Source organism: Pseudoduganella sp. R-43 (genome assembly GCF_049913255.1).
Taxonomy (GTDB): Bacteria; Pseudomonadota; Gammaproteobacteria; order Burkholderiales; family Burkholderiaceae_D; genus Rugamonas.
This window is the reverse complement of the sequence record NZ_CP183988.1, coordinates 4,671,280-4,685,303: the sequence shown is the minus strand read 5'-3', so window position 1 is coordinate 4,685,303 and position 14,024 is coordinate 4,671,280. Positions and strand designations below refer to the sequence as shown.

General features: G+C 60.3%; 18 protein-coding genes. 17 read left to right on the top strand and 1 reads right to left on the bottom strand.

What is annotated here, in order from left to right; translation table 11 throughout:
* Window positions 1–6 precede the first annotated feature (6 nt).
* Window positions 7–600 (bottom strand): Maf-like protein, encoded by a 594-nt coding sequence (locus ACN9M3_RS21090; protein ID WP_426323821.1) that lies wholly within the window; start codon window positions 598–600, stop codon window positions 7–9.
* A 116-nt stretch (window positions 601–716) separates the two neighbouring features.
* On the opposite strand from ACN9M3_RS21090, the gene ACN9M3_RS21085 reads away from it, so the two are divergent.
* The 17 genes from ACN9M3_RS21085 (at window position 717) to ACN9M3_RS21005 (ending at window position 14,022) form a co-directional block, all read left to right on the top strand.
* Complete coding sequence (locus tag ACN9M3_RS21085) at window positions 717–1,214, top strand: YceD family protein (RefSeq protein WP_426318529.1); 498 nt, start codon at window positions 717–719, stop codon at window positions 1,212–1,214.
* 133 nt (window positions 1,215–1,347) lie between these two features.
* Complete coding sequence (rpmF, locus tag ACN9M3_RS21080; RefSeq protein ID WP_028104096.1) at window positions 1,348–1,530, top strand: 50S ribosomal protein L32; 183 nt, start codon at window positions 1,348–1,350, stop codon at window positions 1,528–1,530.
* An 83-nt stretch (window positions 1,531–1,613) separates the two neighbouring features.
* Window positions 1,614–2,714, top strand: coding sequence for a phosphate acyltransferase PlsX (gene plsX / locus ACN9M3_RS21075; protein ID WP_426318528.1), 1,101 nt, complete (start codon window positions 1,614–1,616; stop codon window positions 2,712–2,714).
* Window positions 2,668–3,654, top strand: a complete 987-nt coding sequence (locus ACN9M3_RS21070; RefSeq protein WP_426162483.1) for a beta-ketoacyl-ACP synthase III — start codon at window positions 2,668–2,670, stop codon at window positions 3,652–3,654. The genes plsX and ACN9M3_RS21070 overlap by 47 nt, the downstream gene beginning before the upstream one ends.
* A gap of 44 nt (window positions 3,655–3,698) precedes the next feature.
* On the top strand, window positions 3,699–4,640 hold the full coding sequence (fabD, locus tag ACN9M3_RS21065; RefSeq protein ID WP_426318527.1) for an ACP S-malonyltransferase: 942 nt from the start codon (window positions 3,699–3,701) through the stop codon (window positions 4,638–4,640).
* A 6-nt stretch (window positions 4,641–4,646) separates the two neighbouring features.
* Entirely contained in the window at window positions 4,647–5,399 is a 753-nt protein-coding gene (gene fabG, locus ACN9M3_RS21060) for a 3-oxoacyl-ACP reductase FabG (protein WP_426318526.1), read from the top strand.
* A gap of 143 nt (window positions 5,400–5,542) precedes the next feature.
* A complete protein-coding gene (gene acpP / locus ACN9M3_RS21055; protein ID WP_028104092.1) occupies window positions 5,543–5,782 on the top strand; it encodes an acyl carrier protein in 240 nt (79 codons plus the stop codon).
* A 39-nt stretch (window positions 5,783–5,821) separates the two neighbouring features.
* The gene (gene fabF / locus ACN9M3_RS21050; protein WP_426162480.1) at window positions 5,822–7,066 is read left to right on the top strand and encodes a beta-ketoacyl-ACP synthase II; all 1,245 of its coding nucleotides are present in this window, start codon (window positions 5,822–5,824) and stop codon (window positions 7,064–7,066) included.
* Between the two features lie 75 nt (window positions 7,067–7,141).
* A complete protein-coding gene (locus ACN9M3_RS21045) occupies window positions 7,142–7,525 on the top strand; it encodes a protein YgfX (protein WP_426318525.1) in 384 nt (127 codons plus the stop codon).
* Between the two features lie 24 nt (window positions 7,526–7,549).
* Window positions 7,550–8,128 carry a sigma-70 family RNA polymerase sigma factor gene (locus ACN9M3_RS21040; protein WP_426162478.1) on the top strand — a complete coding sequence of 193 codons (579 nt, stop codon included), beginning with the start codon at window positions 7,550–7,552 and terminating at the stop codon, window positions 8,126–8,128.
* 9 nt (window positions 8,129–8,137) lie between these two features.
* Complete coding sequence (locus ACN9M3_RS21035; protein ID WP_426318524.1) at window positions 8,138–8,422, top strand: hypothetical protein; 285 nt, start codon at window positions 8,138–8,140, stop codon at window positions 8,420–8,422.
* A gap of 106 nt (window positions 8,423–8,528) precedes the next feature.
* The gene (locus ACN9M3_RS21030) at window positions 8,529–10,010 is read left to right on the top strand and encodes a DegQ family serine endoprotease (protein WP_426318523.1); all 1,482 of its coding nucleotides are present in this window, start codon (window positions 8,529–8,531) and stop codon (window positions 10,008–10,010) included.
* Between the two features lie 103 nt (window positions 10,011–10,113).
* Window positions 10,114–10,500: a hypothetical protein gene (locus ACN9M3_RS21025; protein WP_426162475.1), complete on the top strand. Its 387-nt coding sequence runs from the start codon at window positions 10,114–10,116 to the stop codon at window positions 10,498–10,500.
* Window positions 10,501–10,755, top strand: a complete 255-nt coding sequence (locus ACN9M3_RS21020; RefSeq protein WP_426318522.1) for a glutaredoxin family protein — start codon at window positions 10,501–10,503, stop codon at window positions 10,753–10,755.
* Between the two features lie 148 nt (window positions 10,756–10,903).
* Window positions 10,904–12,697, top strand: a complete 1,794-nt coding sequence (gene lepA, locus ACN9M3_RS21015; RefSeq protein ID WP_426162473.1) for a translation elongation factor 4 — start codon at window positions 10,904–10,906, stop codon at window positions 12,695–12,697.
* Entirely contained in the window at window positions 12,694–13,623 is a 930-nt protein-coding gene (gene lepB, locus ACN9M3_RS21010) for a signal peptidase I (protein ID WP_426162472.1), read from the top strand. Before lepA ends, lepB begins: the two co-directional genes overlap by 4 nt.
* Before the next feature lie 21 nt (window positions 13,624–13,644).
* Window positions 13,645–14,022: a DUF4845 domain-containing protein gene (locus ACN9M3_RS21005; RefSeq protein ID WP_426162471.1), complete on the top strand. Its 378-nt coding sequence runs from the start codon at window positions 13,645–13,647 to the stop codon at window positions 14,020–14,022.
* Window positions 14,023–14,024: the final 2 nt, after the last annotated feature.

Here is a 14,024-nt window from a genome sequence, read left to right as displayed (position 1 = left end):
ACCGGTCTACCGGTTTTGGAAAAAGCTGACGCCCGCGGCGCGCAGCATGCCAGTCAAGGCGATCAGCGGCAAGCCCGTGAGTGCCGTCGGATCGCTGGAATCGATCCGCTCCAGGATCGCAATTCCCAGCGCCTCGTTTTTCGCGCTTCCGGCACAATCATAGGGCTGCTCGATGCGCAGGTAGGCATCCAGTTCCTCGTCCGGCAAATCGCGGAACTTGACCACGGTCTGGATGTCTTCAAGCTGGTGCGTATTGTTGCGCCCATCCCACACGCAAAGCGCGGTATGAAACACCACTTCACGCCCGCGCATTTTTTGCAGCTGGGCGAGGGCATTGGCATGATTGCCAGGTTTGCCGATTTGCTCATCGTCCAAAGTGGCGACCTGGTCGGAGCCGATCACCAGCGCGCCAGGGTGGCGGGCAGCTACTGCGGCAGCCTTTTCACGGGCCAGGCGCAGGGCGGTGGCAGAGGGAGTTTCGCCCGGCAGTGGGCTTTCGTCGATATCCGGCACATCGACCGAGAACGGCAAATGCAGCCGCGCCAGCAGTTCCCGCCGATAGGCCGAACTGGAAGCAAGAATGATGTTGGTTGTTTTCATCAGGGAAATGTTATATGCTCTCTGCGCCGTAGAAAAACAGCGAAAGTCTCGCAAGTCTTTGACGCGGCGTGGAAAATCCTGTTATTATCGCAGGTTTTCGAGGGAAATTTTAGCCAATGAATGCTTTTGAGATCGACGCCTTTGAATTCTGTCGGACCAACAGCAGCAAGGAAGGGGTAACGCCCGTCGCTGAAATGACCCGGCTTAGCAAGGAATGCGCTAACACTTCCGGTGAGTTGACCTGGAAGGTGGAGGGTGGTTCCAGCAAACAGGGCTTCCCGCAGATGCGCCTGACCGTTGCCGGCAAAGTGCAATTGGTGTGCCAGCGCTGCCTGACCCCGTTTGATTACGACATCGATTCGTCGACGCTCCTGATGCTCGGCAAGGACGACGAGGATGCGGACGAGATCGAGGAAATCATTGATGATGAAAGCATTGACGTGATCGTCGGTGCGCGCTCCATGAATCTCATGGACCTGGTGGAAGATGAGGCCCTGCTTGCCTTGCCGCAGTCGCCGAAGCACGAAGTGTGTCCTGATACCTCGCTGGTCGACTCTGCGAAGAATGAGAAGGCGTCGCCCTTCGCCGGCCTGAAAGGCCTGAAAACGAATTAATCAGTTTGTAGTAGCAAAGAACGTGTCAAAACGCGTGCAGTAATCGAGTTTGGCATGGATGTAAAAGCTCGATTCGCATGTTTTTGCGCATCGGATGTGTTAAAATCTTAGAACTTTAGTATTAGGAGTCATCATGGCTGTTCAACAGAACAAGAAATCCCCGTCGAAGCGCGGCATGCACCGTTCGCACGATTTTCTGGTAGCACCGAACCTGGCCGTTGAGCCAACCACCGGTGAAACCCACCTGCGTCACCACATTTCGCCTAACGGCTTCTATCGTGGTCGCAAAGTGCTGAAGACCAAGAACGACGAGTAATCGACGTTTCGCTTCAGCGACAAGACAAAGCGGTGCTACGCAGGATTTTCTGACGTCGCGCCGCTTTTTCTTTGAGTTATACAATGACAATTAAAATCTCTATCGACTGCATGGGTGGCGATCACGGCCCCTCAGTTACGATCCCCGCAGCACTCTCTTTCCTCAAGCACGAACCGAATGCCGAGCTGGTCCTTGTTGGCCTGGAAGACGTCCTTCGCGCTGAACTGAAAAAGCACCACGCCGAGGCCGAGCCGCGCCTCACCGTCCTTCACGCTTCCGAACAGGTCACCATGGATGACCCGCTCGAGGTCGCTTTGCGCCGCAAGAAGGATTCGTCGATGCGCGTGGCCATTGAGCAGGTCAAGAGCGGCGCCGTTGCCGGCTGTGTTTCGGCTGGCAATACCGGCGCCCTGATGGCTGTCTCGCGCTACGTGCTGAAGACCATGGCCGGCGTCGACCGTCCGGCCATCTGCACCATCATGCCCAACAAGCTGGGCAAGCCAACCTATATGCTGGACCTGGGCGCCAACGTGGATTGCGAACCGCACCACCTGCACCAATTCGCTATCATGGGTTATGTGCTGGTGCAGGCCATGGAGGGCATCGAACGCCCGACCATCGGCTTGTTGAACGTGGGCACGGAAGACATCAAGGGCAATGAAGTGGTGAAAGCCACCGCTGCCTTGCTGCGCGCCGACCACGAGCGCGGCGCCCTGAACTTCTACGGCAACGTGGAAGGGAACGATATTTTCAAAGGTACCACCGACATCGTCGTTTGCGACGGTTTTGTCGGCAATGTGACGCTGAAGGCCATCGAAGGCCTGGCCAGCTTGTTCAAGGTGGTGCTGACCGAAGAATTCAAGCGTAACCCGATCACCATGTTGGGTGCGCTGATCGCGCGCGGTGCGCTGCGCATGATCACCCAACGCCTGAATCCTGCCCGCTTTAACGGCGCCGGCCTGCTGGGCCTGCGCGGCCTGGTATTCAAGAGCCATGGTGGGGCGGGCGTGGAAGCCTTTGAATGGGCAATCCGCCGCGCTTACGAGGCGGCGCATCATGATTTGCAAGAGCATCTGTCGGCCATGATTGCCGAACTGATGCCGCAGGAAGAGACGACACCACAAACGAGAGACACGCATGACCCTGTACAGCAAGATCGTAGGCACGGGCAGCTACCTGCCTGAGAAACGCGTCACCAACCATGAACTGGCAGCCCAGCTGGCTGCCAAGGGCATCGAGACTTCGGACGAGTGGATTGTGTCGCGCAGCGGCATTTCCGCCCGCCACTATGCGGAGCCTGAGCAGGCTTCGTCCGACCTGGGTGTGATCGCGGCCAAGCGGGCATTGGAAATGGCCGGCATGCAGCCGGACGATATCGACCTGATCATCGTTGCCAGTTCCACGCCGGACTTTTACGGCAGCTTCCCGAGCACGGCCTGCATCGTGCAGAAGAAGCTGGGCATGACCAACAACTGCGCGGCAGTGGACGTGCAGGCCGTCTGCAGCGGCTTCGTTTACGCGGTGGCGACGGCGGACAGCTTCATCAAGTCCGGCATGCACAAGAATGTGCTCGTGATCGGTGCGGAAGTGTTCTCTCGCATCCTGAATTTCGAAGATCGCACCACCTGCGTGCTGTTTGGCGATGGCGCTGGCGCCATTGTCATGAGCGCGTCGCAAGAGCCTGGCATCCTGGCGTGCAAGCTGCATGCTGACGGCCGCCATTCCGATGTGCTGCGCGTGCCGGGCAGCCTGTCCAACGGCGCGATCGACGGCAGCGCTTTCCTGTACATGGATGGCCAGGCGGTGTTCAAGCTGGCGGTGTCGGTGCTGGAGAAGGTGGCCTACGAGGCACTGGACGCGGCAGGCATGACTTCCGGCCAGATTGACTGGCTGATCCCGCACCAGGCCAATATCCGCATCATGAACGGCACCGCCAGGAAGCTGGGCATGGAGCCGGAAAAGATGGTGGTGACCGTCGACCAGCATGGCAATACTTCCGCAGCTTCGATCCCGCTGGCGCTGGACGTCGCAGTGCGCGATGGCCGCATCAAGAAGGGCGATGTGGTGATGATGGAAGGTGTAGGCGGTGGCTTTACGTGGGGTGCCGTACTGGCCCGAATGTAATAAAATGCAGTCCTTTTTAGAATAAGAAGTCTAAAGGTTGAAAGATGAATAAATTCGCGTTCGTATTCCCGGGCCAGGGTTCCCAGGCCGTGGGCATGATGGAAGGTTTTGCCGGCAATCCAGTGGTCGCACAGACCCTTGCCGAAGCTTCCGACGCATTGCAGTTCGACCTGGCCAAGCTGATTGCTGAAGGCCCGAAAGAAGAACTCGACCTGACCACCAATACCCAGCCGGTCATGCTGACCGCTGCCGTGGCAGCCTACCGCGCCTGGATCGCCGCTGGCGGCCCGGTGCCAACCGTGGTTGCCGGCCACTCGCTGGGCGAGTACTCGGCCCTGGTTGCTGCAGGCGTGATTTCCTTCAAGGATGCGGTGCCGCTGGTGCGCTTCCGCGCCCAAGCGATGCAGGAAGCCGTGCCAGTCGGGCAGGGTACCATGGCTGTGATGCTGGGCCTTTCCGATGAAGACGTGCGTGCAGCCTGCGCCGAAGCGGCGGCTGCCGTTCCTGGTGAAGTGGTGGAAGCGGTTAACTACAATGCGCCAGCGCAAGTCGTGGTCGCCGGTCACGCTGCCGCGGTCGACAAGGCCTGTGAAATCGCCAAGGCGAAAGGCGCCAAGCGCGCCATGCGCCTGCCGGTTTCCGCGCCGTTCCACAGCTCGCTGCTCAAGCCGGCTTCGGATCGCCTGCGCGAGTACATGGCTTCGATCCATTTCAACGCGCCGCAAATCCCGCTGATCAACAATGTGGATGTGGCCGTGCTGAACGACCCGGCTTCGATCAAGGACGCGCTGGTGCGCCAGGCCGCTTCCCCGGTGCGCTGGGTGGAAACCATGCAGAAAGTTGCTGCGGACGGCATCACGAATGTGGTTGAATGCGGTCCGGGCAAGGTCCTGATGGGCCTGGCCAAGCGTATCGATCCGGTCCTGGTTGGCGAGGCCATCTACGACCAGGCAACCCTCGAGCGCATGCTGGAAACCCTGAAATAAACAAGGATGACAATGACTCTCGCTAATCAAGTAGCACTGGTGACCGGCGCCTCGCGCGGCATCGGCAAGGCAATCGCGCAAGAACTGGCCCGCCAGGGCGCCAAGGTGATCGGCACCGCCACCACCGAGGCCGGCGCAGAAGCGATCTCGGCCTACCTGGCCGACATCGGCGCCGAAGCAGGCAAGGGCATGGTGCTGAACGTCACCAATGCCGAGCAGTGCGCTGCCGTCATCGACGATATCTCGAAAACCTACGGCGCCGTCGGCATCCTGGTCAACAACGCGGGCATCACGCAGGACCAGCTGGCCATGCGCATGAAGGACGAGGAGTGGGACAACGTGATCGCCACCAACCTGACTTCGGTGGGCCGCCTGTCGCGTGCTGTCCTGCGCGGCATGATGAAAGCGAAGGCTGGGCGTATCATTAACATCACCTCCGTGGTGGCATCGGCCGGCAACCCTGGCCAGATGAACTACGCTGCCGCCAAGGCTGGCGTCGAGGGCATGACCCGCGCCCTGGCCCGTGAAATCGGCAGCCGCAACATTACCGTCAACAGCGTCGCCCCCGGCTTTATCGATACCGATATGACCAAGGCGCTGGGCGAAGACCAGCATACGGCCCTGCTGACCCAGATTCCACTGGGCCGCCTGGGTAAGCCGGAAGATATCGCGGCAGCCGTCGCTTTCCTGGCCTCGCCAGCGGCCGCATATATTACCGGTACCACCCTCCACGTGAACGGTGGTATGTATATGAATTGATACGGTTATGCGGCATAATGCCGCACGATCGCATCATTTAATAGTGATTTCAACGTAGATCAAATCAAACGTCGAAATTAGTTTATAGGCGCGCAAACCTGCTAAAATGCGCGCTTTCCGTAACAACATATTGGAGCCATAACATGTCGGATATCGAACAACGCGTTAAGAAAATCGTCGCTGAACAACTGGGCGTCGCTGAAGCAGACATCAAGAACGAATCCTCTTTCGTCGACGACCTGGGCGCCGATTCCCTCGACACCGTTGAGCTGGTAATGGCACTGGAAGACGAGTTCGAAATGGAAATCCCAGACGAACAAGCTGAAAAGATCACCACCGTGCAGCAAGCGATCGACTACGCAACTGCACACGTCAAGGCCTAATCAAAGCCCTGACTCTCCGATCCACTCCGGGAGACTCGCTTGAGTTCTAAAAACCGTCGTGTAGTGGTCACCGGCCTCGGTGTTATTTCCCCCGTCGGCAACAGCGTTGCCGACGCGTGGAAAGCAATCACCGAGAGCAAGTCCGGGATCGCAAACATTACTAGTTTTGACGCGTCGGCCTTCTCCACCCGTTTCGCGGGTGAAGTGAAGGGCTTCAACGTCGAGGACTACCTCGACGCCAAAGAAGCGCGTCACATGGATAAATTCATCCACTTCGGCATGGCCGCTGGCATCCAGGCAATCCAGGATTCCGGCATCACCGTCACCGAAGAAAATGCCGATCGCATCGGCGTGATCATTGGATCCGGCATCGGCGGCCTGCCGATGATTGAAGCGCAGAAGGAAGACTACGACAAGCGCGGTCCGCGCCGTATCTCCCCATTCTTCGTGCCGGCCTCGATCATCAATATGATTTCCGGCAACCTGTCGATCAAGTACGGCATGCGCGGTCCCAACCTGTCCATCGTGACGGCTTGCACCACCGGCCTGCATTCGATCGGCGTGGCAGCCCGTGCCATTGAATATGGCGATGCGGATGTCATGATCGCCGGCGGCGCGGAATCGACCGTGTCGCCGCTGGGCCTGGGCGGTTTCGCTTCGGCTCGCGCGCTGTCCCAACGCAACGATGATCCTGCCACCGCGTCCCGCCCATGGGACATGGACCGCGACGGCTTCGTGCTGGGCGAAGGCGCCGGCGTCATGGTCCTGGAAGAGTACGAACACGCGAAAGCGCGCGGCGCCAAGATCTATGCAGAAGTGCTGGGCTTTGGCATGAGCGCCGATGCATATCACATGACCTCGCCGCTGGAAGATGGCGCTGGTGGCAGCAAGTCGGCGCAGAACGCGCTGCGCAACGCTGGCATCAACCCTGACCAGGTGAACTATGTGAACGCGCACGGCACCTCGACGCCGCAGGGCGACGTGGCGGAAGTCCAGGGTGTCAAGCGCACCTTCGGCGACCACGCCAAGAAGCTGGTTGTCAGCTCCACCAAGTCGGCCACCGGCCACCTGCTGGGCGGCGCTGGCGGCCTGGAGTCTGTGTTCACCGTACTGGCAATCCACAACCAGGTGATCCCACCGACCATCAACCTGTTCAACCAGGATCCGGCATGCGATCTGGACTTCTGCGCCAATACCGCGCGTGATGCCACGATCAACTATGCGCTGAAGAACTCCTTCGGCTTCGGCGGAACGAACGGCAGCCTGCTGTTCGCTAAAGTCTAAACGGAACTTCCAAGCCTCGCCCCGGTCTCAGTACCGGGGCGAGCGCTCCCGCTGTACCCCCCTTCATTTATTCCTATGTCGATCGCGGCATCTGTCGCTGTTCGTCCGTCGCCATGCCTGCGCGTTTTGCGGGCAGGGATTGTTGCGTCCGTGCTGGCTGTCGGGGCATGGAGCGGGCAGCCCTTGCTGGCGGTGGCAGCCCTGGCAAGCCTGCGGCGCGAAGTCAATTGCAGCCACATTGATATTTCCGGTGTCGGAGAAATCCGGCTGACGGTATACCGGAAGCAGTGCCGGGCACGCTTGCTCGATGGTTGCACCGCGTGGCCGGCCGCCTTGCTGCTCCACCTCGAGCTGGAAGGAGGGCTGCGCCTGTGGCTGGCCTTGCTGCCGGATTCGGTGGCGCGCGGCGAGTGGCGCCGGCTGCAGGCGGCAGTGCGGGCCCAGCTTCAAAAAATGTGAACCAATCTTCGCGGGACTGCTCTTATGAAGGTGGACCCAGATCGTGAGCTGGTGGAGCGGGCCCGGGCAGGGGAGCGGGCCGCGTTTGACCAGCTGGTGGCGCGCTACCAGCGGCGCCTGCTGCGCCTGGTCCTGCGGCTGCTGCGCGATCCGGCCGAGGCGGAGGATGTGGTGCAGGAGACCTTCCTCAAGGCGTACCGCGCCTTGCCGCGCTTTCGGGGCGAGGCGGCGTTCTACACCTGGCTGTACCGGATTGCCTTGAATGGGGCGCGCAATGCGATCCTGCGGCGGCGGCAGCGAAGCGCACCGCAGGGTGTGGCGCCGTCCCAGCTTCCGGCGCCGGTGCCGGAAATCGGGACGCCGGAGTCGATGTTGCTCAGCAAGCAGGTGATGCTGGCCATCGATGCGGCCATGGAGGCTTTGCCGCTGGAGTTGCGAACTGCCGTCGTGCTGCGGGAAATCGAGGGCTTGAGTTATGAGGAAATTGCGCAAATCATGGAGTGTCCGCTGGGAACCGTGCGCAGCCGGATTTTTCGGGCCCGCGAAGCGATTGCACGGCGGCTGCGGCCTTTACTGGATTTGCCTGTCGATAAGCGTTGGTGAGGAGGAGCAATGATTTTGCTGCCGGATGAGGATGAGCTGCCCGTGGGCGCCCAGGTCAATGCGGTGATCGGGGAGGCCTTGCGCCTGAGTGTTGCCGACATCGAGCCGAGTGCAGGCTTCGTGGCGCGGCTGGCGGCGGCGCTGGACGAGGCGGAGCGCGACAGTCATCTGGTGCGAACGCAGGCGGTGGCCGGCGAGCCGGCGTGCCAGGAGGCCGTGCCGGGCGAGAGCAAGCAGGCGGGCGAGGGTGAGGGAGCGGGGCAAGGGTCGGAAGCTGCCGAAGCGGCCTCTTGAAACCGCGAGGGGTTGCCCGCAACATATCGTCACAATATCCGGCTCCCGTTTAACACGAAGCTGATTTATATTGCTTGTTCTTCATTGACTTTCACTGAACGCAACCATGAAAAAAACCATGATTTCTGCGCTGGTACTCAGTGCAGCCTCCCTCGGCCTGCCGGCCGTTGCCGGTTTCGCGCCCGCCTATGCGGCGGCTCCCGCCGTGGCCGGTTTGCCGGACTTTGCCGACCTCGTTGAGCGAGTCGGCCCGGCTGTCGTGAATATCCGTACTACCGAACGCATTACCCAGCGCGACGTCGACGCGGCTGGCCAGGCCGATGAAATGCAGGAATTCCTGCGCCGCTTCTTCGGCGGGCAAATGCCGCGCGGCCAGGCGCCGCGCCGCCGTAACCTGCCGACCCCGGGCCAGGAGATCCAGCGCGGCATCGGCTCCGGCTTTGTCGTGTCGGCCGACGGCTATGTGCTGACCAATGCCCACGTAGTCGATGGCGCCGACGAGGTGTACGTCACCCTGACCGACAAGCGGGAATTCAAGGCCAAGGTGCTGGGCGCCGATGCGCGCGCCGACGTGGCCGTGCTGAAGATCGATAGCGGCGGCAAGCTGCCCTACCTGACCATTGGCGACCCGAACAAGTCCCGCGTCGGCGAATGGGTGATCGCGATCGGTTCCCCATTCAATCTCGAGAACACTGTCACCTCCGGCATCATTTCGGCCAAGGCGCGCGATACCGGCGACCTGCTGCCGCTGATCCAGAGCGACGTGGCGGTCAACCCGGGCAACTCGGGTGGGCCGCTGATCAACCTGAAGGGCGAAGTAATCGGCATCAATTCGCAGATCGCGACGCTGTCCGGTGGCTATAACGGCATTTCCTTTGCGATCCCGATCGACGAGGCGATGCGCGTGGCCGACCAATTGAAGAAATCCGGCAAGGTGACCCGCGGTCGCCTGGGCGTGCAGATTGGCGAGCTGAACAAGGACGTCGCCGAGTCGCTGGGCCTGAAGAACAACAAGGGCGCCGAGGTGACCCAGGTCGAACCGGGCAGCCCGGCCGACAAGGGCGGCCTGCGCGTGGGCGATGTCGTCATCAAGTACAACGGCAAGGATATCGACCGCTTTGCAGACCTGACCCGCATGGTGCTGGGCACCGCGCCAGGCAGCAAATCGACTTTGACCGTGTGGCGCAAGGGCGCTCCGGTGGATGTGCATGTCACGGTGGGCGAGGCTGATCCGGACAACAAGGTGGCTGCTCGTTCGGGCGGCAAGAAGGGCGAGAAGAGGGACGAGGCGCCAGCCAGTGCGGTCAATGCGCTGGGCTTCGTAGTCAGCGACCTGACTGCGGCGCAGAAGCGTGAACTGGGCGTGTCCGGAGGCGTGATCGTTGAGGATACCGACGGTCCGGCCGAGGCTGCCGGCCTGCGCCAGGGCGATATCCTGCTGATGCTGAACAACCAGGACATCGTGGACGCCAAGCAGTTCAATGCTGCCGTGGCCAAGCTCGATCCGAAGCGGGCCGCCGCCGTGCTGGTGCGCCGCGGCAACCAGGCGCAGCACTTCTCGCTGCGCCCGGCGCCCGCCTCCAAGTAAGCACCGCTCGGCCCGACGCCGCCGCGCGTTTGTCGCCCCTCAAGGCGGCAAGCCCGCGGCGGCGTTACGTTTGGTTCTCCGCCCTGCGCGCCAGGAGGACGCCATGCCGCATGAGTTTGGCAACTACGACGCGCACGCCGAAGATGAAGTTATTCGCACAAGGGTAACCATCGTGGAGCGTGATTCTCAAGCCATCCTGGCGCGCCTCGACAGGGAGATGGCAACTAAAGCTGACCTCGAGCGTGCCGTTGCGACAGTTGTGAAATGGACGGTTGGCGCGACGCTAGGATCGATAGCACTCATGATTACTGTCATGACGTTCGTCATGAACTATGCGCCGCCGCAGGGACGGTTCGCCAGACAGGAACCCGTCGCAACGGTGGCGACTGCGCCCGTTCAGCCGCAGGCTATCATCATCACCATCCCGCCCGGCGCGCTACAATGGCAGCCCGCGCCCGAGGGGGCGCAGACCAGCCCACGCAAGCCCTGAATGCACGCCACTCCGCACTTTACCCTTTATTCCCGTTCCTACTGCCACCTGTGCGAAGACATGCTGGCAGCCCTGAATGCCCTGCAAACCCCGGAAAAGCCGTTCACTGTCGAAGTCATTGACGTTGATGCCGACGAAGCCCTGGTGGCGCGCTTCGACGAGCTGGTACCGGTGCTGTTCGCCGATCTGAACGAGCCAGAGCTGTGCCATTACTTCCTGGATGAGGCCAAAGTACGGGCCGTGTTGTCGAAATGATTGCCGGAATGGCACTATTTCACAGTCTTCCCTCTAGAAATCCGGCTTTCCCCTCTGAAATCCGGTAAAATGCCGGGGGTTACCCTTGCATTGAATTCCATAAAAAGGCGCTCAAGCGCCTTTTTGTTATAGCTCGTTTCGATTTTTAATGAACAACATTCGCAACTTTTCCATCATCGCCCACATTGACCACGGCAAGTCCACGCTGGCGGATCGCATCATCCAGCTGTGCGGCGGCCTGTCCGACCGCGAGATGGAAGCGCAGGTCCTGGACTCCATGGACCTGGAACGTGAACGCGGCATCACCATCAAAGCCCAGACCGCAGCCCTGAAGTACAAGGCGCGCAACGGCGAAATCTACAACCTGAACCTGATCGACACCCCGGGCCACGTCGACTTCTCCTATGAAGTGAGCCGTTCCCTGTCCGCCTGCGAAGGCGCGCTGCTGGTGGTGGACGCGTCGCAGGGCGTGGAAGCGCAGACCGTGGCCAACTGCTACACCGCGCTCGATCTGGGCGTGGAAGTGGTGCCGGTACTGAACAAGATCGACCTGCCGAACGCCGACCCGCCAACCGCGATCGCCGAGATCGAAGACGTGATCGGCATTGAAGCCGGCGACGCCGTGCAATGCTCGGCCAAGACCGGCCTGGGCGTGGAAGACGTGCTGGAATCGATCATCGCCAAGGTGCCGCCGCCAAAAGGCGACCCGGAAGCGCCGCTGCAAGCCCTGATCATCGACTCCTGGTACGACGCCTACGTGGGCGTGGTGATGCTGGTGCGCGTGGTGAACGGCACCCTGCGTCCAAAAGAAAAGATCCGCCTGATGGCGACCGACTCGGTGCAGCTGGTGGAAGACATCGGTATCTTCTCGCCGCGTTCCGTCTCGCTGTCCCAGCTGACCGCAGGCCAGGTGGGATTCGTCATCGCCGGCATCAAGGAACTGAAAGCCGCCCGTGTTGGCGACACCATCACCCATGCACAAAACGGCGCTCCGGCGCCGCTGCCAGGCTTCAAGGAAGTCCAGCCGCAGGTGTTCGCCGGCCTGTTCCCGGTGGAAGCCAACCAGTACGATGCGCTGCGCGACTCGCTGGAAAAGCTGAAGCTGAACGACGCCGCGCTGCAGTTCGAACCTGAAGTGTCGCAGGCGCTGGGCTTCGGTTTCCGCTGCGGCTTCCTCGGCCTGCTGCACATGGAAATCGTGCAGGAGCGCCTGGAGCGTGAATTCGACCAGGACCTGATCACCACCGCACCGACCGTGGTGTATGAAGTCGAGAAACGCGACGGCACCGTGATCCACGTCGACAACCCGTCGCGCATGCCGGACCCGAGCCACATCAACGAAGTGCGCGAGCCGATCGTGACGGTCAACCTGTACATGCCGCAAGAGTATGTCGGTTCCGTGATCACCCTGTGCATCGCCAAGCGCGGCATCCAGATGGACATGGCTTACCACGGCCGCCAAGTGAAACTGGTGTACGAGATGCCGATGGCCGAAATCGTGCTGGACTTCTTCGACAAGCTGAAGTCCACCTCGCGCGGCTACGCGTCGATGGACTACGAGTTCAAGGAAAACCGTGCTGCCGACGTGGTCAAGGTCGACATGCTCATCAACAGCGAAAAGGTCGACGCGCTGGCCATCATCGTGCACCGCGCCAATGCGCCATACCGCGGCCGCGCCGTGGCGGCCAAGATGCGCGAACTGATCCCGCGCCAGATGTTCGACGTGGCGATCCAGGCAGCGATCGGCTCCAACATCATCTCGCGTGAAAACGTCAAGGCGATGCGCAAGAACGTGCTGGCCAAGTGCTACGGCGGCGACATCACCCGTAAGAAGAAACTGCTCGAGAAGCAGAAAGCAGGCAAGAAGCGCATGAAGCAAGTGGGCTCCGTGGAGATCCCGCAAGAGGCATTCCTGGCAATCCTTCAAGTGGAAGAGAAATGACACTGCAATCCATCCTGGGCAATTTCGCTTTAATCCTGTTCGTCCTGATGGTGGTGACGGGGATCATCTGGGTCCTCGACCTGGTGGTGTTTTCCAGGCAGCGCCGCGCTGCCGCCAACAAGGCGCTGGTTGAATATGACGAGCGCATGGCGCGCTCGGCTGCCAACGGCATCCGCATGGACGAGCAGGGCAATGCCCGCTCCAAGCTGGAAGCGGACATCCTGCGCCAGCCGACCTGGATCGAATATTCGGGCAGCTTCTTCCCGGTGATCGCGCTGGTGTTCTTCCTGCGCTCTTTCCTGTGGGAGCCGTTCAAGATCCCATCCTCGTCGATGGTGCCGACCCTTCTGGTGGGCGACCTGATCCTGGTGAACAAATACACCTATGGCATTCGCCTGCCTATCCTGAACAGGAAGGTGGTGCAGGTCAACGATCCGCAGCGCGGCGATGTGATGGTGTTCAAGTATCCGAAGGATATGAGCCAGGACTACATCAAGCGGGTAATTGGTGTGCCGGGTGATAAAATTGTTTATCAAAACAAGCGCTTAACGGTGAATGGCCAGGCAGTTGGCTATACCCCGATGGAAGATTACCTGGAAGAAGGCACTCTTACTTACCAGAAGCAATTTACCGAACAGCTCGGCAATGTACAGCACCGCATCCTGAACAACGAAAAGGCGCCACCGGTCCTGATCGGCCAGGTGGACGACAATTTCCCGCACCGTGAGGCCTGCACTTACAACTACGAAGGGTTTTCGTGTGTAGTTCCTGAAGGAAATTACTTTATGATGGGCGACAATCGGGACAATAGTGCCGACAGCCGAATCTGGGGTTTCGTACCGGACAAAAATATCGTGGGCAAAGCCTTCTTTGTCTGGATGAACCTGGGTAATTTCAATTTCGATCGTCTTGGCGGCATCCGCTAAGCAGACAGGAGAGTAGAACTTATGCGCAAGCAGCATGAACGTGGTATCAGCCTGATTGGCCTGATTTTTGGTATTGCAATCCTTGCGGGCGTCGGCCTGATTGCTGCGCAAATCCTGCCGACCTACATCGAGTACCGCGCCATCGTGAACGCGATCGAGCGTGCCAAGAAGGATGGTGGCGACAATGTCTCGGCCATCCAGGGATCTTTCGCCAGGAGTGCGGAAACGGGTTATATCACGTCTATTACCGGCCACGATTTGATGCTGGAGCGCAATGGCACTGATTTCGACATCAGCTTTGCGTATGAGAAAAAGATTCCCCTGGTTGGCCCGGCCAGCATCCTGCTGGAATACGAGGGCACGACAGCAAAGGCTGGCGCAAAGAAGAAGGTTGAATAATA

What these genes read in the sequence shown, in the direction of transcription:
- ACN9M3_RS21090 (WP_426323821.1), bottom strand. Translation starts at nt 600, where the DNA reads ATGAAAACAACCAACATCATTCTTGCTTCCAGTTCGGCCTATCGGCGG.
- ACN9M3_RS21085 (WP_426318529.1), top strand. Translation starts at nt 717, where the DNA reads ATGAATGCTTTTGAGATCGACGCCTTTGAATTCTGTCGGACCAACAGC.
- rpmF (WP_028104096.1), top strand. Translation starts at nt 1,348, where the DNA reads ATGGCTGTTCAACAGAACAAGAAATCCCCGTCGAAGCGCGGCATGCAC.
- plsX (WP_426318528.1), top strand. Translation starts at nt 1,614, where the DNA reads ATGACAATTAAAATCTCTATCGACTGCATGGGTGGCGATCACGGCCCC.
- ACN9M3_RS21070 (WP_426162483.1), top strand. Translation starts at nt 2,668, where the DNA reads ATGACCCTGTACAGCAAGATCGTAGGCACGGGCAGCTACCTGCCTGAG.
- fabD (WP_426318527.1), top strand. Translation starts at nt 3,699, where the DNA reads ATGAATAAATTCGCGTTCGTATTCCCGGGCCAGGGTTCCCAGGCCGTG.
- fabG (WP_426318526.1), top strand. Translation starts at nt 4,647, where the DNA reads ATGACAATGACTCTCGCTAATCAAGTAGCACTGGTGACCGGCGCCTCG.
- acpP (WP_028104092.1), top strand. Translation starts at nt 5,543, where the DNA reads ATGTCGGATATCGAACAACGCGTTAAGAAAATCGTCGCTGAACAACTG.
- ACN9M3_RS21045 (WP_426318525.1), top strand. Translation starts at nt 7,142, where the DNA reads ATGTCGATCGCGGCATCTGTCGCTGTTCGTCCGTCGCCATGCCTGCGC.
- ACN9M3_RS21040 (WP_426162478.1), top strand. Translation starts at nt 7,550, where the DNA reads ATGAAGGTGGACCCAGATCGTGAGCTGGTGGAGCGGGCCCGGGCAGGG.
- ACN9M3_RS21035 (WP_426318524.1), top strand. Translation starts at nt 8,138, where the DNA reads ATGATTTTGCTGCCGGATGAGGATGAGCTGCCCGTGGGCGCCCAGGTC.
- ACN9M3_RS21030 (WP_426318523.1), top strand. Translation starts at nt 8,529, where the DNA reads ATGAAAAAAACCATGATTTCTGCGCTGGTACTCAGTGCAGCCTCCCTC.
- ACN9M3_RS21025 (WP_426162475.1), top strand. Translation starts at nt 10,114, where the DNA reads ATGCCGCATGAGTTTGGCAACTACGACGCGCACGCCGAAGATGAAGTT.
- ACN9M3_RS21020 (WP_426318522.1), top strand. Translation starts at nt 10,501, where the DNA reads ATGCACGCCACTCCGCACTTTACCCTTTATTCCCGTTCCTACTGCCAC.
- lepA (WP_426162473.1), top strand. Translation starts at nt 10,904, where the DNA reads ATGAACAACATTCGCAACTTTTCCATCATCGCCCACATTGACCACGGC.
- lepB (WP_426162472.1), top strand. Translation starts at nt 12,694, where the DNA reads ATGACACTGCAATCCATCCTGGGCAATTTCGCTTTAATCCTGTTCGTC.
- ACN9M3_RS21005 (WP_426162471.1), top strand. Translation starts at nt 13,645, where the DNA reads ATGCGCAAGCAGCATGAACGTGGTATCAGCCTGATTGGCCTGATTTTT.